This window comes from uncultured Aquimarina sp. (assembly GCF_947496855.1).
Classification (GTDB): domain Bacteria; phylum Bacteroidota; class Bacteroidia; order Flavobacteriales; family Flavobacteriaceae; genus Aquimarina.
In genome coordinates this window covers 466101-485462 of record NZ_CANMED010000002.1, presented here as the reverse complement: position 1 = coordinate 485462, position 19362 = coordinate 466101, and the positions used below count along the sequence as shown (strand labels likewise).

Annotated in this window: 18 protein-coding genes; all 18 read left to right on the top strand. The window is 32.4% G+C overall.

The genetic code is table 11. The annotated features are described in order from the left end of the window. The first annotated feature begins 134 nt into the window (after positions 1 to 134). Positions 135 to 965 carry a prephenate dehydratase gene (locus Q0921_RS08075; RefSeq protein WP_299255772.1) on the top strand — a complete coding sequence of 277 codons (831 nt, stop codon included), beginning with the start codon at positions 135 to 137 and terminating at the stop codon, positions 963 to 965. Further along, positions 962 to 2119 carry an aminotransferase class I/II-fold pyridoxal phosphate-dependent enzyme gene (locus Q0921_RS08070; protein ID WP_299255770.1) on the top strand — a complete coding sequence of 386 codons (1158 nt, stop codon included), beginning with the start codon at positions 962 to 964 and terminating at the stop codon, positions 2117 to 2119. The genes Q0921_RS08075 and Q0921_RS08070 overlap by 4 nt, the downstream gene beginning before the upstream one ends. After that, entirely contained in the window at positions 2116 to 2964 is an 849-nt protein-coding gene (locus Q0921_RS08065) for a prephenate dehydrogenase (protein ID WP_299255768.1), read from the top strand. Before Q0921_RS08070 ends, Q0921_RS08065 begins: the two co-directional genes overlap by 4 nt. A gap of 45 nt (positions 2965 to 3009) precedes the next feature. Further along, on the top strand, positions 3010 to 4092 hold the full coding sequence (locus Q0921_RS08060) for a bifunctional 3-deoxy-7-phosphoheptulonate synthase/chorismate mutase type II (RefSeq protein WP_299255766.1): 1083 nt from the start codon (positions 3010 to 3012) through the stop codon (positions 4090 to 4092). Positions 4093 to 4142: 50 nt separating this feature from the next. After that, the gene (rsgA, locus tag Q0921_RS08055; protein WP_299255764.1) at positions 4143 to 5096 is read left to right on the top strand and encodes a ribosome small subunit-dependent GTPase A; all 954 of its coding nucleotides are present in this window, start codon (positions 4143 to 4145) and stop codon (positions 5094 to 5096) included. Positions 5097 to 5150: 54 nt separating this feature from the next. Further along, positions 5151 to 5603 (top strand): D-aminoacyl-tRNA deacylase, encoded by a 453-nt coding sequence (dtd, locus tag Q0921_RS08050; RefSeq protein ID WP_299255762.1) that lies wholly within the window; start codon positions 5151 to 5153, stop codon positions 5601 to 5603. Positions 5604 to 5630: 27 nt separating this feature from the next. Next, positions 5631 to 7547 carry a DUF3857 domain-containing transglutaminase family protein gene (locus Q0921_RS08045; RefSeq protein ID WP_299255759.1) on the top strand — a complete coding sequence of 639 codons (1917 nt, stop codon included), beginning with the start codon at positions 5631 to 5633 and terminating at the stop codon, positions 7545 to 7547. A gap of 16 nt (positions 7548 to 7563) precedes the next feature. After that, complete coding sequence (locus tag Q0921_RS08040) at positions 7564 to 9591, top strand: transglutaminase (protein WP_299255757.1); 2028 nt, start codon at positions 7564 to 7566, stop codon at positions 9589 to 9591. A 2-nt stretch (positions 9592 to 9593) separates the two neighbouring features. Continuing rightward, positions 9594 to 9920 carry a nucleotide pyrophosphohydrolase gene (locus Q0921_RS08035; RefSeq protein ID WP_299255755.1) on the top strand — a complete coding sequence of 109 codons (327 nt, stop codon included), beginning with the start codon at positions 9594 to 9596 and terminating at the stop codon, positions 9918 to 9920. Beyond that, positions 9920 to 10174: a hypothetical protein gene (locus Q0921_RS08030; protein ID WP_299255753.1), complete on the top strand. Its 255-nt coding sequence runs from the start codon at positions 9920 to 9922 to the stop codon at positions 10172 to 10174. The genes Q0921_RS08035 and Q0921_RS08030 overlap by 1 nt, the downstream gene beginning before the upstream one ends. 1 nt (position 10175) lies before the next feature. Then, the gene (locus Q0921_RS08025) at positions 10176 to 11396 is read left to right on the top strand and encodes a 3-phosphoshikimate 1-carboxyvinyltransferase (protein ID WP_299255751.1); all 1221 of its coding nucleotides are present in this window, start codon (positions 10176 to 10178) and stop codon (positions 11394 to 11396) included. An 80-nt stretch (positions 11397 to 11476) separates the two neighbouring features. Further along, positions 11477 to 12526 (top strand): tRNA preQ1(34) S-adenosylmethionine ribosyltransferase-isomerase QueA, encoded by a 1050-nt coding sequence (gene queA / locus Q0921_RS08020; protein WP_299255749.1) that lies wholly within the window; start codon positions 11477 to 11479, stop codon positions 12524 to 12526. Between the two features lie 367 nt (positions 12527 to 12893). After that, positions 12894 to 13865 (top strand): chalcone isomerase family protein, encoded by a 972-nt coding sequence (locus Q0921_RS08015; protein ID WP_299255747.1) that lies wholly within the window; start codon positions 12894 to 12896, stop codon positions 13863 to 13865. 87 nt (positions 13866 to 13952) lie between these two features. Continuing rightward, positions 13953 to 14993 (top strand): 23S rRNA (adenine(2503)-C(2))-methyltransferase RlmN, encoded by a 1041-nt coding sequence (gene rlmN / locus Q0921_RS08010; protein WP_299255745.1) that lies wholly within the window; start codon positions 13953 to 13955, stop codon positions 14991 to 14993. A gap of 99 nt (positions 14994 to 15092) precedes the next feature. Continuing rightward, positions 15093 to 16070: a polyprenyl synthetase family protein gene (locus Q0921_RS08005; protein ID WP_299255743.1), complete on the top strand. Its 978-nt coding sequence runs from the start codon at positions 15093 to 15095 to the stop codon at positions 16068 to 16070. A 189-nt stretch (positions 16071 to 16259) separates the two neighbouring features. Next, entirely contained in the window at positions 16260 to 17843 is a 1584-nt protein-coding gene (locus Q0921_RS08000; protein ID WP_299255741.1) for a S41 family peptidase, read from the top strand. Positions 17844 to 17921: 78 nt separating this feature from the next. Beyond that, positions 17922 to 18491 carry an RNA polymerase sigma factor gene (locus Q0921_RS07995; RefSeq protein WP_299255739.1) on the top strand — a complete coding sequence of 190 codons (570 nt, stop codon included), beginning with the start codon at positions 17922 to 17924 and terminating at the stop codon, positions 18489 to 18491. Continuing rightward, a complete protein-coding gene (locus Q0921_RS07990; RefSeq protein ID WP_299255737.1) occupies positions 18472 to 19296 on the top strand; it encodes a hypothetical protein in 825 nt (274 codons plus the stop codon). The genes Q0921_RS07995 and Q0921_RS07990 overlap by 20 nt, the downstream gene beginning before the upstream one ends. The last annotated feature ends 66 nt before the right edge of the window (positions 19297 to 19362 follow it).

The following is a 19362-nucleotide window of genomic DNA, read 5'->3' as shown; positions in this document are numbered from 1 at the left end:
AACCGATTTTATTTTTTCTTCTTTTATTTTAAAAGTAAGACTGGGATCGCTATGTAAATGAATAAGCAAAATTTATAAAACTAGAATCCCGATGAAAAGTCGGGATTTTTTTTTGAAATAAAAATTTATAACGTTTGAGAAAGAAGGTTGCCATACAAGGAATAAAAGGATCGTATCATCACGGAGTTGCGCAAGCATATTTTGGTAATGAAGTTGATGTAGATGAATGTATGTCGTTTCAAGAACTTGTTCATAGTTTAGAGAATGAGAAAAGTACGGACGCAGTAATGGCGATAGAAAATTCTATAGCGGGGTCAATTATCCCTAATTATGCGTATATCGACGAACACGATTTAACTATTTGCGGAGAATATTTTCAACCTATTCATCATTGTTTGATGGCATTAGGTGGACAAGAAATTGGGCATATAAAAGAAGTGTACTCTCATCCTATGGCATTGCTTCAGTGTAAAGATTTTTTTAGAAGATTACCGCATATCAAACTAGTAGAGGATGCAGATACTGCAGATGTAGCAAAAAGAATTCAAGAAAAACAATTGAAGGGTGTAGCGGCAGTTGCAGGAGAAACGGCAGCTAATATTTATAAGCTGAATGTTCTGGCAAAAGAGATTCAAACAATTAAGTCTAATAGTACTAGATTCTTTATCCTTAATACAAAAGAGGATTCAGGTGTTGATAGAAAGGAAGTTAATAAAGCATCCTTAAAATTTCTAACAGATCATAAAAGAGGAAGTTTGGCTACGGTTTTAAATGTAATGAGTGATTGTCGATTAAATCTAACTAAAATTCAATCATTACCAGTTATCGATATGCCTTGGAAATACTCCTTTTTTATAGATGTTACTTTTAATAGTTATAAAGATTATCAGAAAGCTATTTCAATATTAAAAATCATGGCTTTAGAACTTAAAATTTTAGGAGAATATAAAAATCAAAACGGATGAGCATTCAGACTGCAAAACGGTTAGAAACAGTAGAGGAATATTATTTCTCTAAAAAATTACGTGAAGTAAGAGCTTTGGCGGCTTCTGGAAAACCTATTTTGAATATGGCTATAGGAAGTCCTGATTTGGATCCGCCTAAAGAAGTAGTACAAGCCATACAAAGTGCGGTAGTTTTAGATGGAGCTCATAAGTATCAAAGTTATCAGGGATTACCAGAATTAAGAAAGGCAATTTCGGATTTTTATAATAATAAATATAAAGTAAAGCTAAATCCCGAAAATGAGATTCTTCCTTTAATGGGGTCTAAAGAAGGGATTATGCATATATCGTTAGCATATCTTAATGAAGGAGATGAGGTCTTAATTCCTAATCCTGGATATCCTACATATACATCAGTGACTAATTTGGTAGGAGCTAAACCAGTGTTTTATGATTTAATTGCTTCTAATGGATGGGAACCTGATTTTGAAGCTTTATCCAAAAATGATCTAAGTAAGGTGAAAATCATGTGGATTAATTATCCGCATATGCCAACAGGGGCTTCTGGTAGCATAGAGACATTGAAGAAGTTAATCAGTTTTGCAAAAAATCATAATATTTTATTGATTAATGATAATCCATATAGCTTTATCTTAAATGATACTCCAACAAGTATATTATCAATTGACGGAGCTAAGGAAGTTGCTTTAGAGTTAAACTCATTAAGTAAAACTTTTAATATGGCTGGATGGCGAGTAGGAATGGTGAGCGGAAGCAAAGATAAAATAGAAGCTATCCTTAAAGTTAAAAGTAATATGGATAGTGGAATGTTTCAGGGTATTCAAAAAGGAGCTATTGCAGCATTGAACATTTCGGATAGTTGGTATTCAGAAATGAACACTATTTATAGAGAAAGAAGAGAATTTATTTGGGAACTAGCTTCGGTGCTAGGTTGCACTTATGATAAAACAGCAACAGGAATGTTTGTTTGGGCAAAATTACCTAACGGAATAAATGCAATGGAGTTTATTGATACCATATTATATCAAAATAGTGTATTCATTACTCCAGGTGATATTTTTGGAAGTAATGGAGAAGGATATATTCGTTTTTCATTATGTGTAACTAAAGAAAATATAAAGGAAGCGATAAAAAGATTACAAGTAGAAGCATGAAAGTATTCGTAATAGGTATAGGGTTAATCGGAGGATCGTTTGCAATTGATATCAAAGCAGCATTTAATGAAGCAGAAATTTATGGTATTGATAAAAATGAAGAACATCTTGATAAAGCTATTTCATTAGGTCTTATAGATAAAAAATCAAATTTTGAAACGTTAGATAAAGCAGATATAGTAATTACATCAATTCCTGTAGATGTTACAGTGAAAATTTTACCTGAGATTTTGGATAGAATCAATGATGAATGCTTGGTGTTTGATGTGGGTTCGACTAAGGAAAATTTATGTAATTCAGTGAGTGATCATCCTAAACGTAGAAATTATTTAGCTGCACATCCTATTGCTGGTACTGAATTTTCTGGGCCGCAAGCAGCTATTGCTAATTTATATCGCGGTAAAACCAATATTATATGCGAAGTAGAAAAAACAGCGTTTAAATTACAGGAACGAGGAATGGAAATTTTTACTAGATTAGGAATGCGAATTCGATACATGGATCCTGCTTCACACGATAAACATATCGCATACGTTTCGCATTTGTCGCACATCAGTTCCTTTATGTTAGGAAAAACGGTAATCGAAAAAGAAAAGAATGAAAGAGATATTTTTGATATGGCAGGAAGTGGATTTGCATCTACCGTTCGATTAGCTAAGAGTTCGCCAGAAATGTGGGCACCAATTTTTAAGCATAATAAGGAAAATGTAATTGAAACTTTAAATGAATATATAGCAAACCTTACTCAGTTTAAGGAACTCATGGAAGAAGATAATTTTGTTGAAATTTATAAGGAAATGGAAGATACAAATCATATAAAAACAATTCTGAAAGGAATATCATAAAATAACCACTTAAAATAAAATACTAATTGAGAATAAAAAATAGAGATGGAGAATAAGAAAGAACTTAGAAACTGGTTAGACGAATATAATTTAGATCACCCTTTAGTAATAGGAGGTCCTTGCAGTGCGGAGACAGAAGATCAAGTAGTGAAAATTGCGCATCAGCTTAAGGAATCAGATGCTACCGTTTTGCGTGCAGGAATTTGGAAACCAAGAACAAGACCTGGTAATTTTGAAGGCGTTGGAGCTTTAGGATTAAAATGGTTGCAACGAGCCAAAGAAGAAACCGGGATGAAAATTGCAACAGAAGTTGCGAATCCACATCACGTAGAGTTAGCTTTGGAACATGGGGTAGATGTATTATGGATAGGAGCAAGAAGTACAGTTTCTCCTTTTATTGTGCAAGATATTGCAGAAGCTTGTAGAGGAATCGATAATCCAGTTTTGATCAAGAATCCAATAAATCCAGATTTATCACTTTGGTTAGGCGCAGTAGAGCGTTTTTATACCTGTGATGTGAAAAATCTTGGAGTAATACACAGAGGGTTTTCAACCTATGAAAAAACGAAATATCGTAACATTCCAGAATGGCAGATACCTATCGATTTGCAAAATCGTTTTCCAGATCTACCTTTGATTTTGGATCCATCCCACATCGCAGGAAGAAGAGATCTGATCTTTGATCTATCGCAAACAGCATTGGATCTTAATTTTGATGGATTAATTGTGGAAACACATTATGATCCTGATAATGCTTGGAGTGATGCTGCACAGCAAATTACACCAGATACTTTAATTCAACATATGAAAGACTTAAAAATCCGTAAAGAAGTTGGTGTAGATGAAGCATACCAAAAAACCTTAAATGAATTACGTGCAAAAATTGATGTAGCCGACAATCAATTATTAGATATTTTATCTAAAAGAATGAAAATTTCAGACGAGATTGGTAAAGCTAAAGCAAAACAAAATGTAGCGATATTACAGTCCAAACGTTGGAATGAAATTTTAGGTAAGATGATTCTGGAAGGAGAAGAAAAAGGATTAAGTGAAGAGTTTATGCTAAGAATATATAAGGCGATTCATCAGGAGTCAATCAATCATCAGGAGAAAGTTGCCAAATCTTAAATATGTATAATACCTATTTGATATAGAGATTTATTCGCATCTTTGCGCCTATGACAGGTACTGTATATAAATCTACCGGAAGTTGGTATACCATTAAGGCAGATAATGGTAAGGTATATGAATGCCGTATTAAAGGTAAATTTAGAATTAAAGGTATTAAAAGTACCAATCCTGTATCTGTTGGTGATAGAGTGGATTTTAAACTGGAAACTGATAATGATACAGAAACCGGTGTTATCGAAAATATTAGAGAGCGTCAGAATTATATCATCCGAAAATCGGTTAACCTCTCAAAGCAAACCCACATCATTGCAGCAAACATTGATGTGGTTTTTTTATTGATTACACTTAATAACCCTCCCACGTTTACTGCGTTTATAGATCGTTTTTTAGTAACGGCGGAAGCTTATGATATTAAAGCAGTATTACTATTTAATAAAATAGATACGTATGATGAGGATGAACTCCTTGAAATAAAATATTTAGCAGCTTTATACAGAGAAATAGGGTATGAATGTATAGGTGTCTCAGCAAAAACAGGTAAGAATATAGATAAGGTAAAAACACTGATGGAAGGAAAAGTTAGTATGTTTTCTGGGCATAGTGGTGTAGGTAAATCTACGTTGGTTAATTTGATCGAACCTGATTTATCTTTAAAAACAGCTGAGATTAGTGATCAGCACCAGCAAGGACAACATACAACTACTTTTGCCGAAATGTATGATCTTAGTTTTGATGCTAAAATTATTGATACTCCTGGGATCAAGGGTTTTGGAATTGTGGATATGGAGAAAGAAGAGGTTGGGGATTATTTCCCTGAATTTTTCGAACGTAAACAGCAATGTAAGTTTAATAATTGTTTACATATAAACGAACCAAAATGTGCTGTAAAAGAGGCCTTAGATAACGAAGAAATTGCCTGGTCACGTTATAAAAGTTACTTACAGATTTTAGAAGGAGAAGAAGAGCATTATAGGAAAAATCATTACGATAATGAAGATTAATTATTTTTTTTTGCATTTAGATGGTAACATTTCCTGTTCATAAGACACTTACATATGAGAGCTGTTGTTCAAAGAGTTTCTGAAGCATCCGTTGAGGTTGAAGGAAAGAAGATTTCACAAATAGGTAGTGGCCTTTTAATCTTGATCGGTGTCGAAGAAAAAGATACTAAAGAAGATATTGTATGGTTGTCTGGAAAAATAAGTCGACTAAGAATATTTACAGATGATAGTGGTGTAATGAATAAAAGTGTTCTTGATATAAATGGTGAAGTCATAGTAGTAAGTCAATTTACATTACATGCCAGTACGCGTAAAGGAAACCGACCAAGTTATATCAAGGCAGCAAGACCAGAAACTGCGATTCCTTTGTATGAAGAATTTGTAAAACAGCTAGAGTTAGAATTAGGTAAAAACATTGGAACTGGCGTGTTTGGGGCAGATATGAAAGTATCGCTACTTAATGATGGGCCTGTTACTATAATAATAGATACGAAAAATAAAGAATAATAACCACCCCAAAATAATTTTTATAATATGATTAAAAAATTACAACTAATCCTAGTTGCTGTTTTGCTATGTGTTTCTGCGAAAATCAATGCTCAAGATGATCTTAGTCTACAAGCTATATTAATTGATTCGGTACTTACCGAAAATGCCAATGCTATTGTAAGGTCTGAAGATATAGTAATAGAGATCAATTCTATTAATTCCGTAACCGTAAAAACGAAAAGAATCGTTACCGTATTGAATAAATATGGAAATCGTCACGCAGATCTGAGTGAGTATTATGATCCTGAGATCAAAATTAAAAAGGTTCAGGCAATTGTTTACAATGCTTTAGGACAGGAGGTTAAAAAAATTAGAAGAAAAGATTTTAAAGATAGGAGTGTTTATGATGGTGGATCTTTAATAGATGATAATCGTATACTTTATTTTGAACATACGCCAACAGAATACCCTTATACTTTAGTTTATGAATGTATAACTGAGAATAAAAGTACAGCTTGGATTAGACCTTGGTTTCCTATAGGAGGAGTATATTTAAGTGTTGAAGAATCAAAGTATACTGTAATTAATTCAAAAAAAATACCATTAAGGACAAACGAAAAACAATTTAATGGGTATCCTGTAGATGTGAAAATGGGAGATCAGGAACTGACTTATAAGTTGTCTAAAATCGCGGCAATCGAACCGGAACAAAAAGGACCTCCTATTCGTGAATTAGTACCCAATGCAAAAGTAGCTTTAAAAGATTTTTCATTAGTTAATGTAGAAGGATCTGCAATGGATTGGAAATCTTTTGGTAAATGGCAGTATGATAATTTGGTGTCAGGGAGAGGTGAACTTTCTACGGAAACCATTCGTAAAGTGGATGCTTTAGTATCTGATGCTGATACTAATAGAGAAAAAGCAAAGAGGATATATGAATATGTTCAAAAAAAGTCTAGATATGTTGGTATTCAATTAGGTATTGGTGGATGGATGCCAATGCTAGCAAGTGACGTGGATAGATTAGGGTATGGAGACTGTAAGGCATTAACTAATTATACGAAAGCACTCTTGGATAGTCAAGGTATAGAATCGTACTACTGCGTAGTTTGGAGAGATGATTATAAGAGGAATATTGATCCTGAATTTGCTTCTTTAGAAGGAAACCATGTGATTCTTAATGTTCCTGATGGAGAGAAAGATATTTGGTTAGAATGTACTAGTCAGACATTACCGTTTGATTTTAATGATTCTACAACGGATGATAGAAATGTGCTGGTTGTTAAACCAGATGGAGGAGAAATCAAAAGGACCAAGAAGTATATGCCAGAGGAAAATACGTTGCATACGATAGCAACTATTTCTCTAAGACCAGATGCATCGATAGATGCAGAAGTAACTTCCGTATCTAAAGGTTTACAATACGATTCGAGATATTTAACCAAGCTAGAATCTGTTAAAGATCAAAAACTATACTTTAAGGAGTACTGGGATCATATCAATAATCTAAATATTCTATCGCTGGACTTAGAGGACGATAAAAACAATATTAGTTATCAGGAAAATGCAAAAATAAATGCTAGAAACTATGCTACAAAGGCAGGTAGTAGATTGTTAGTGATACCCAATGTTTTTAATCGGGTAAGTAGTAAAATGACAAAGTATAAAAACAGAAAAACTCCATTAGTAATTTCTAGAGGGTATATAGATACTGACGAATATATAATTAATATACCTGCGGGATATTTGATTAACAAACTTCCGGAAGAAAAAGTTTTTGCAACCGTTTTTGGAATGTATAAAAGTAGTCTTGAAAAAGTAGATGAATCTACCTTGAAGTATACCAGAAAACTAAGAATTAATGATGGTGAATATCCAAAGGAAAAATATGAAGAATATAGACAGTTTATGTCTAAAATTCGTAACGCAGATAAATCAAAAATAGTACTTAAACAACAATAAAAAACGATTAATAGTGATGAAAAAAATACATAAAACAATTGGGATCGTGTTTATGGTTTTGACTATTCATATGTCAGCCCAAGAATATAAATTTGGTAAGGTTTCTAAAGAAGAGCTATTAGAAAAAGCATATCCGTTAGATAGCTCTGCGAATGCTGCAGTATTATACGAAAACAAGAAAGTAAGTGTAGCGTATAGTACAGACAAAGGTTTCCAGTTGATAACAGAGGTCTTTAAAAGGGTGAAATTGTATAATAAAGATGGATTTGAATATGCTTCAGAAGAATTGTTTTTATACAAAAATGGTGGTAATAAAGAAAGTGTAACAGGTTTAAAAGGAGCTACATTTACATTGGTTGATGGCAAAATAAGGGAGACTAAACTTAAGAAGGATGGTGTTTTTAAAAGTGAATTTTCCGAGTATTATAATCAGCAAAAATTCACGATGCCGTCCATAGAAGAAGGGTCTGTGATTGAATATAAATACAGAGTTATTTCACCCTTTTTGTCTATTATTGATAGAATTTACTTGCAGTACAAGATTCCTATTAAAAAAATGGAAGTAAAAGTAGAATCACCTGAATATTATAGTTATAAGAAGTTTTCTACAGGGTATTTGCCGATAAATTTAAAAGAAACTACTTCTAATGATAAGATCACTTTTACTAATAAAGTTAGATCCAGACCTTCTCATGGTCGTGGCGGCAGTGATTCAAATTTCTATCAAAATACTGTTGATTTTAGAGTAAACCAAGATAATATAGAATCTATTAATGTTCCAGCGTTCAAGGAAGAGCCTTATTCTGGCAATACGGAGAATTATATTTCATCGTTAAGTTATGAATTATCATTTGTCAAATTTCCAAACGAAGCTATAGACTATAGATCCACTACTTGGGAAGATGTGACTAAAAAGATATATAAGAGTCCTAATTTTGGAGATGAATTAAAGAAAACATCTTATTATAAAGATGATGTAGAAAATCTTCTTACAGGTGTAACAAATGAAATAGAAAAGACGAGTTTGATTTACACGTTTGTGAAAAATAAAATGAATTGGAATAAGAAACGAGGCGTATATGCTAGAAAAGGAGTAAAGAAAGCATATAAAGAAACTACTGGTAATACTGCAGAAATTAATTTAATGCTAACTTCGATGCTTAATTACGCGAAGATAGATGCGAATCCGGTAATAGCAAGTACTGGTGATCGATTAATCTCACTTTTTCCAACGTTAAATGGATTTAATTATGTGTTAACCAGAGTTAAACTTGCTGATGGTAGTGTTTTCTATTTGGATGCTACTGATAAGTATGGAGTGCCGAATGTTTTGCCTAATAGAATAATAAGAGGAATGGGTAGGGTAATTGCTAAAAATGGAACGTCTCAAATGGTGACTTTTAGACCTGTGAAACCTTCTGCTAATATATATCAGATGCAATGCCAAATTGATGATCAGGGAGTGGTAAAAGGAAAAGTTAGTATTAATCACAGGGATTATCTAGCTCATAACTTTAGAGTTGCAAATGCAGCAAAAGATGATGATAGTAGAGCAAAACGTTTTGAAAAAAAATATGGAATAACTGAACTCGATGAATATACTATAAAAGGGGTTAAAGAATATGGCAAAGGTGTCAATGAAAGATTCAGTTTTACAATTGAAGATCAAATTGAAGCAATAGATGATGAGATATTCTTTTCACCTTTATTATTTTTGAGGGATAAAGAAAACGTTTTTAAATCAGACGAAAGACAATATCCAATAGATTTCGGGTATGGTTTTTCAAATAAATATATGATTAATCTTAAAATACCTGAAGGATATGAAGTTGTTGAGTATCCAAAGACATCAGCATTTAAACTACCAGAAGATATGGGGCAATTTTCATTTAGATCAAATGTGTCTAATGGAGTAATTCAGGTTGTAGTGGATGAAACCATTAAATCACCTGTTATTCCAGCTGATTATTATCCTGCCATAAAGGAGTTTTATAATCAGGTGATACTGAAAGAAAATGAACAAGTAGTTCTTAAAAAAATATAAGTATGAATATCCAAAATGCACAAAAAACCGTAGATGAATGGATTAAAAACCATGGTGTTAGATATTTTAACGAGCTAACGAATATGGCTCAGCTAACAGAAGAAGTTGGAGAAGTGGCTAGAATAATCGCACGTAGATACGGTGAACAAAGTGAGAAGGAAAGTGATAAGAACAAAGATTTAGGTGAAGAATTAGCTGATGTGGTATTTGTGGTTTTGTGTCTCGCTAATCAAACAGGAGTGGATCTACAGGAAGCATTTGATAAAAAATTAGATGTTAAAACAAAAAGAGATCACGATCGCCATCATAATAATGATAAATTAAAATAATGATTAAATCAATTATTTCTTCGAAAAGATACTGGGTTTCAGTACTATTGCTAGGGCTTGTTTTTGTAGTGCTGTTTAGTGTTATAGAACATTTCATGCAATATGGAGGTTTAGCATTAGACACTTTTGTAGATAAAAAAATAAATAATGGCCTATGGATACGATATCTATTGTCCCGAATCATAGGAGGATTATTGTATGGGATGATTTTAGGATATTATTTTGAATTAAGAAAACGCAAATCGAACCAATAAAATGAATTTGAGATTAAATCACATTTCGAATATTAAAAGTAGTACATTACAAATAACTGGATCCAAGAGTGAAACAAACAGATTGTTGATTTTACAGTCATTGTATCCAGAGATAGAAATTGAGAATGTATCAAATAGTGATGATTCGCAGTTAATGCAGGCAGCATTGGCAAGTGAAGATGAACTTGTGGATATTCACCATGCCGGAACAGCAATGCGCTTTCTTACTGCTTATTTTGCCGTGCAAAAAGGACGACAAACAATTCTAACAGGTAGTAAACGAATGCAGGAGCGCCCGATTAAAATTCTTGTAGAAGGACTTAGGCAATTGGGATGTGATATCAGCTATGAGAAGGAAGAAGGATTTCCGCCAATAAAAATTATTGGAAAAGATCCAGTCTCAAATAGTGTTTCATTGGCAGCTAATGTGAGTAGTCAATATATATCAGCATTAATGTTAATTGCCTCTTCATTGTCGAACGGTTTAGAGATCATATTAGAAGGAAAGGTTACTTCTGTACCGTATATAGAAATGACATTAAGTTTGCTCAAAGATGTTGGGGTTTCTGGAAGTTTTGAAAACAATATTATAACTATTAAGCCAGTAAAAGTAGTTTCACCAAAATTAACGGTGGTAGAATCAGACTGGAGTTCTGCTTCTTACTTTTACAGCATCGTAGCATTGTCAATGAGTAGTACTGTAACGTTAGGGAGCTACAAACAAAACAGTTATCAAGGTGATTCAGCTTTAGCTGATATTTATAAAAATCTTGGGGTAGAAACTACTTTTGAGAACAACAAGATTACTTTGAAAAAAGTTTCTTTGTCTAAGGAATCAAAAGTGTTAGAATTAGATTTGGCCAACTCACCTGATACTGCTCAAACGATTGCTGTAACTTGTTTTGGGTTAGGAAAAGCTTGTTATCTTAAAGGATTACATACACTAAAGATAAAAGAAACAGATAGGTTAGAAGCTCTAAAGACAGAAATTGAGAAATTAGGAGGTGAAGTTATTATAACAGAAGATTCATTAAGGTTAGCTCCTGCTACATCAATTAGATCAGAAGTTTCTATAAATACCTATCACGATCATCGTATGGCTATGGCTTTCGCCCCATTAGCGTTAAGAACAACACTTTTTATAAATGATGCTGATGTAGTGTCAAAATCGTATCCAGATTTTTGGGATGATTTAAAGAAATTAGATTTCAAAGTTCTGTAAATAAAAAATATATATGGTCATTTACTTGACAACCCCTATGTCCAGATTGTATATTTGCACCTCCAAAAAAACAAACACTAATGAAGTTATCACATTTTAGTTTTGATCTTCCACAAGATTTATTAGCAGAATATCCTTCAGAAAATAGGGATGAAGCTCGTTTAATGGTTCTTAATAGAAAAGATCAAACAATAGAGCACAAGCAATTTAAAGATCTTATTGATTATTTTGAGCCTAACGATGTTATGGTTCTTAATAATACCAAAGTTTTTCCAGCTAGATTATATGGTAATAAAGAGAAAACAGGTGCTAGAATTGAAGTGTTTTTATTGCGTGAATTAAATTCGGAAACTCGTCTTTGGGATGTCCTTGTGGATCCCGCTCGTAAAATTCGAATTGGTAATAAGTTATATTTTGGTGATGACGAAAGTTTAGTGGCAGAAGTGATAGATAATACAACTTCTAGAGGACGTACACTTCGCTTTTTATATGATGGGTCTTACGATGAATTCAGACAAAAGCTTACGGATTTAGGGGAAACTCCTTTGCCAAAATACATCAAGAGAGATGCAGAGCCGGAAGATGAGGAAAGATACCAGACTATTTATGCGAAAAATGAAGGAGCAGTAGCCGCGCCTACTGCTGGTTTACACTTTTCTAAACACCTAATGAAACGTTTAGAGATTAAAGGAGTAGATTTTGCCGAGATTACACTGCATGTTGGTTTAGGTACTTTTAATCCGGTAGAGGTAGAAGATTTGTCTAAGCATAAGATGGATAGTGAAGAGGCTTACATAACAGCACGAGCTACTGAAACTATTAATAATGGTATTTCGGATAAGCAAAGAATCTGTGCAGTTGGTACTACTGTAATGAGAGCACTAGAAAGTGCTGTTTCTTCGGATAACACATTAAATGAGTTTAGAGGATGGACAAATAAGTTTATATTTCCACCGTATGATTTTAGTATTGCTAATAGTATGATAACAAATTTTCATACACCAAAATCTACTTTGTTAATGATGGTTTCTGCTTTTGCTGGACACGATTTTATTAAAGAAGCGTATGAGCAAGCTGTAAAAGAAAAATACCAATTTTATTCTTACGGAGATGCTATGTTAATTATATAAGCAAAAGAACTTTTTGATAAATATCCTATGAAACTCTACTTTAATATATAAAGTAGAGTTTTTACATAAATAAACTTTCGTGAAATTAGTAGCTTTTAAGCTATAATTATAAGTTAAAGTATAAAAGTATTAGTTGTATAAATCTTAAAATTAGTAACTTATAATGTTTATTTCATGAAAAATAAGTACTTTGCGGAGCTTTTAAAAAAAAATTACGGTTTTACCGTAATTTTTAATAAACTGCATATCGATTAATTCGGTTTTTTGTCGAAAAAGATGAATTGAGATAATTATTGATTCTTCTTTTCTAATAAATAGTCGTTTATTGCGTGCACCCTAAATAAATAAGTGAACTAAATAGTAACCTATGAGCAGAATATTACACATCGTTTTGTTTTTTGTAACCTTCATTTCATTTTCACAAACTAAGGTTGGTAATCTTCATTTTAATGATATTGATGTTTTTGAAGATACAGAGCTAATGCTTAATGGAGCAGGAGAAAGAGAAAAACTATATACAATCGGTTTATATCTAGATTTCGAAGTAGATGGAGTTCAAGATGGGCTTATGGTAGCAGATAAAAATTCTACTATGGCGCTGACCATTAAAACAATTTCTGATATTTCTAATGAGGAACTAAAAGGAATTATAAGAAATGGATTAGAACGTGCAACTGATGGCAATAGTTATCTAATGGAAGATAGTATTAGAGATTTTCTTAAGCTTCTTCCGAAAATGATCAATAAGTATGAGATTTTTAAAATAGTTTATACTAAAGATGAAAAGCTTACTCTCTATAAAAATAGAGAAAGACTTGGAGCTGTAAAAAACAGTCTAGAGTTTAAACAGGCGCTTTTTAAAATTTGGTTAGGAGATAATCCTGTTGATCCTGAGCTAAAAGAGGATTTATTAGGAACATTTGATGCTAATCCGATATTAGGTCAATGGAAAGCTTATGATAAGAAGACAGGAGTGGCAATTAATATTGTTCAGTTGTATATGATAAAAAATAAGGTTTTTGGATCTATACAGCAAATGCTACGTCAATCAGAAAGAGACGCTGTATGTTATCAATGCGAAGGAGATGATAAAAATCAACCGGTAGAAGGATTGATTATTCTAAAAAACTTAAGTAACAAGAGTGGATTTAAGTATGTAGATGGTAGATTTACGGATGTTAGAAGTGGAAAAGTATCAATCTGTCAAATATGGATAGATGAAGATAATATGAATGTACTTAATGTCAAGTATAAAGGCGGAGGTGGAGTGCACCAATGGAAACGAGTTGAAAACTCGCGTAAGGATAATCGAGAGGACTTTCGTACAGTAAAATTCTAAAATAAATCTCCCTTAATTATATAATTCTTAAATAGTTTACACTTTCAGTTAGAGAGCCATTTATCTTTTGCATACTTTTGCAAAGAAATGAAGTCAAAAAAGAAAGACATACGGGCTCTGACAAAAGAGCAACTTCGAGAATTCTTCGTGTCAAGCGGGGATAAAGCTTTTCGCGGCAATCAGGTGTATGAATGGTTATGGAGTAAAGGTGCTCACAGTTTTGAGAGTATGACCAATATTTCTAAAGATACGAGAGAAATACTTGAAGACAATTTTGTGATTAATCATATCAAGGTTGACCAAATGCAACGCAGTACAGATGGCACTATTAAAAATGCTGTTCGACTTCATGATGGTTTAGTGGTAGAGTCTGTCTTAATTCCTACACCAAGTAGAACAACTGCCTGTGTTTCGTCTCAGGTAGGATGTAGTTTAGATTGCAGGTTTTGTGCTACTTCTCGTTTAAAAAGAATGAGGAATCTTAATCCAGATGAGATTTATGATCAGGTAATTGCAATTGATAACGAAAGTAGATTGTACCATAATCGTCCATTGTCTAATATTGTTTTTATGGGAATGGGTGAACCACTAATGAACTATAATAATGTTCTGAAGGCAATTGATAAAATTACTTCGCCCGAGGGCTTAGGGATGTCTCCCAAAAGAATTACCGTATCTACCTCTGGAGTTCCAAAAATGATTAAGAAGATGGCTGATGATGAAGTACGGTTTAAATTAGCTGTATCTCTACATTCTGCAATTGATGAGGTGAGAACAAATATAATGCCGTTTAATGAAAACTTTCCGCTTGCAGATCTAAAGGAAGCATTAGAATATTGGTATGAGAAAACTAAAAGTAGAATAACCTATGAATATGTGGTTTGGGAAGGAATTAATGATAGAAAAGAAGATATTGATGCATTATTAAGGTTTTGTTCGTATGTCCCCTGTAAAGTAAATTTAATAGAGTATAATCCAATTGATGATGGAGAGTTTCAACAAGCATCAAATGCAACAATAGAAAATTACATAAATGCATTAGAATCAAGAGGTTTTGTAGTAAATGTGCGTAGGAGTAGAGGGAAAGATATTGATGCAGCTTGCGGGCAATTAGCGAATAAGACGTAATTGGGCTTCCAGTGTTAATTATTTATTATCTGTTTTGACCCTCAATTAGGATTGTACTATCTTCGCAACTAGTTATAAAACAAAATCATCTACCTGGGATTGAAAGTCGTTGAGCAAATAAAACTACCTATAATTGATGAGATGGAACTTTTTGAACAAAAGTTTTCTCAATCAATGTATTCTAAAGTAGCTTTACTCAATAGGATCACGCATTATATTGTAAATAGAAAAGGAAAACAGATGCGTCCGATGTTTGTTTTTCTTGTTGCTAAAATGGTGTCAGGAGGTGGAATAGAAGAACGTACCTATCGCGGAGCTTCAGTTATAGAACTGATACATACAGCGAGTCTTGTTCACGATGATGTAGTGGATGATTCTAACCGCCGTAGAGGCTTTTTTTCTGTCAATGCACTTTGGAAAAATAAGATTGCTGTACTAATTGGCGACTACCTGCTTTCCAAAGGCATGTTGGTGTGTATTGATAATGATGATTTTGATCTATTAAAAATAATCTCTGTGGCAGTTAGAGAGATTGTTGAAGGAGAGTTGTTACAAATTGAAAAAGCAAGAAATCTCGATATTACTGAAGAAATTTACTACGAGATCATCCGCCAGAAAACAGCGACCTTAATAGCTGCGTGTTGTAGTGTCGGAGCTTGTTCTGTAGAGCCCAATTCTGATTCAGTAGAAAAGATGAGAAAATTCGGAGAACTTATTGGAATGGCATTTCAGATCAAAGATGACTTATTTGATTATGGTGATACTGCAATTGGTAAACCTACTGGTATCGATATTAAGGAACAAAAGATGACATTGCCATTAATTTATACATTAAATCACTGTACAAAAGAAAAAAAGAAATGGCTAATTAACTCAGTTAAAAATCATAATAAGAATAAAAAACGAGTTAAAGAAGTTATCGATTTTGTAAAAATGAGTGGTGGATTAGAGTATGCTACCAGTATAATGCATCAATTTAAAGAAGATGCATTGACTTTACTATCAGAATATCCAGAATCAGAGTACAAATCTTCATTAGAATTAATGGTTAATTACGTTATTGATCGAAAGAAATAATTCTTATTCACTTCATTTAACAAAAGAACAATATATCTTTTTCATTCAAAAGACAGATATTGGTATTAGTTTTGATGCTTATTACTTGATCAAAACTTTATTTTTTTCATAACTAGACAACCTTTTTATATTGTTTAATGTCTATTCATAAGAAAAAAGGATCATTTTATTTTAAAGAAAATAGTATTTATGACTAGAAAGTTATTCTTATACGTTACAATTATATTAATATCTAGTTGCGCATCTGTAGAAAAGTATAATCAACAAATAAGTAAAGCTCATAGCCCCGAAGAATTACGCCGAGATGTTGATTATGCTTATAAAAAACTTAAAAAATTACACCCAGATGTAAATTGGTATATCTCTAAAGACGAATTAGATAAAAAGATAACAGACCTAAAGAATCAATTAACGGAACCATTAACTGCTAAAGAATTTTATAAGTTATTTGCACCTGTTATTACTAGTATAAAACAAGGTCATTTGTCAATTCATACACCTTCTAAAAGACAAACCAAAAAAGAATTAAAAGGAAAAGGAAAAAGAGACTCACCTTTTAATTCTTTGTCATTTTATACTTCAGGAAATAAATTATTTATAAAAAAAGTTTTTAAAGGCGATACTGCGTTAGTAGCAGGATCTGAAGTAATATCGGTTGATGGTAAAAAAGTTAGTGACCTATTAGATTCTTTCAAAATACTACACGCTAGTGATGGTTATAATAAGACTTTTTTACCAAAATTTGTAGGAAGTCGGTTCGGCTTCTTTTATTCAAATATTCATAAACAGAATGACAGTATTTTATTACATCTAAAATTAGATGATAGTTTATATGATAAGTATTTATACGCGAACTACGATAAAATAAAAGCTTCTTCGGAAAAACAGACTGTATCTTTAGAAAAAAGAAAGCTTAGTAGATCTGATAAGAAAATAGCAAAAGAAACTCGGAAGAAAATACGTAAGAAGAACTATAAATATGGGTATAGCAAAAAAACAAACGAGTATAATAGAAATTTTAGTTTTTTTAAATCTGATACAGGCACACCTATTGGTTATTTGAAGATTAGAAGTTTTAGCAGTGGAGGATATAAAGAATTTTATAAAGAAAGTTTTGCTAAGATTGATTCTGCCCGGTGTAAAAATTTAGTGCTAGATCTAAGAGATAATTTAGGTGGTAGATTAGTAGAAATTGATGATTTATATTCTTATTTAACTGATAAAGAGTATGTATTTATAGAAAAGTCCAAAATGACTGGAAGATTGAGTTTTTTATATCCATTTTTTCATTCAAAATCTTTGCCTACGAAAACAGCAGCTATAATTTTGTCACCAGTATTAGGGTTGTATCAAATTTTTAAAGTTAAAAAAGAAAATAAAGAAGCTTATTTTAAATTTAAGCATAGCAAATTACGAAAGCCTAAATCTAATACTTTTACTGGTAAAGTCTATGTGTTGATTAATGGCGAAAGTTTCTCTGCAAGTAGCATTCTTTCGACACATTTAAAAGCAACAAAGCGGGCCACTTTTGTCGGAGAAGAAACTGGTGGTGCTTATAATGGAACAGTGGCAGGGATCTATGCAAAAGTCGAGTTGCCTAATTCTAAGATTAATATGCGTGTAGGTCTTATGAGAATAAATGCACCTTATGCTATAAAACCTGATGGCTATGGTATTAAACCAGACATTCCAATAAAAGAAATAATGAACAATGAAGATGAGGGATTACAATGGATCATAAAAGATATTGAGATGATTAACAAAAAGGAATAATTATTTTAGCGTCAGGCAACCTTTTTGATTTTTATCACGTCTATGTAAATAGAGAGTCTTAAATAATTGATTTTTACTTTGAAAGTTATTCAGTTTTATAAAAACGAAACACAGCTTATTAAGAAAGCTACCAAAGAGCATCGCGATGCTCAGCGTCAGCTCTATGATAAATATGCTCCAAAAATGCTGAGCGTTTGCAGGCGTTATGTTAGAGATGTTCATTTTGCAGAAGAAGTAATGTTAAGTGGTTTTTTGAAGGTGTTTACAAATTTGAAACAATTTAATTTTGAAGGAAGTTTTGAAGGATGGGTGCGAAGGATAATGGTTAACGAATCTATATCATTCTTAAGAAAACAAAAACAAGTATTATTTACAGAGGATATCTCGGTGTATCATGAGGAATCTTGGAATAACATCAATATAGAATTAGAAGTTGAGCAGATACAGGAGTTAATTGATAGTTTACCAGAAGGTTATAAGATGGTGTTTGTATTATATGCTGTAGAAGGATATAAACATAATGAGATTGCTAAAATGCTAGAAGTAAGCGAGAGCACTTCAAAATCTCAGCTTTTTAAAGCAAGAAAAATGCTGCAGCAAAAGTTAAATAAACAAAATAAAATTAGTAATGGCGCCATTAAAATTTGAAGATAGTATAAAGGAGAAGTTGGAGCAGCGCACAATACAGCCATCTAATGGATCTTGGGATAGATTAGAGGATCAATTAGGTCAAAAAAAAGTTAAACAGTATCAATGGTTAGGTATAGCAGCCAGTATTGTAGGATTTTTAGTTATAACAACAGTTTTTATTACGTATAATAAAGATAATAAAGCTTCTGATGTGGAACTTGTTGATATTGATAAAGAGATTACTAAAGAAGATCAGTTAACAGATTTTGTGAAAGTAACGATTCAGGAATCTACATCCGAAATAAATAAAAATCAAGATACAGAAGAAGGTCTAACTTTACCTGTTGTTATTGTAAAAAATGATAAAAAAGAAAATAATATATTAAGAAGTAGTATAGCTAAGGAAGATATACAAGCTGATTATAGTAAAACAAGTATTCAAGAAGATGTTTTTAAAGAAAATGTTTCAGAAGTTGTTGTCACAGAGACCGAAACTATTAAAAATGAAATTATAGAAGGAGATAAGTCTTTACAGGTTACAACAGAGGTTATAGATAGTAAAGTTGCCAGTGTTGTAGAAAAAGTAAAGGAGCTCGAAAAGAGTAATGGAATAGTTACGGATGCAGAAGTGGAGGCATTATTGCGTAACGCTCAACTTGAAATCACTACACAACAAATTTTAAAATCTAATGCGGTAAGTGCATCAGCTTTGCTTCTAGACGTAGAATCCGAGCTTGACGAATCATTTAAAGATCGTGTTTTTGATGCGCTTAAAACAGGTTTTGAAAAATTAAAAACTACTGTAGCAGAAAGAGATAATTAAACATTCATCAATCAAATCTTACTGATTCCCTCTCTTAACTGAGAGGGGAGGGTAAGTGAAATCTAA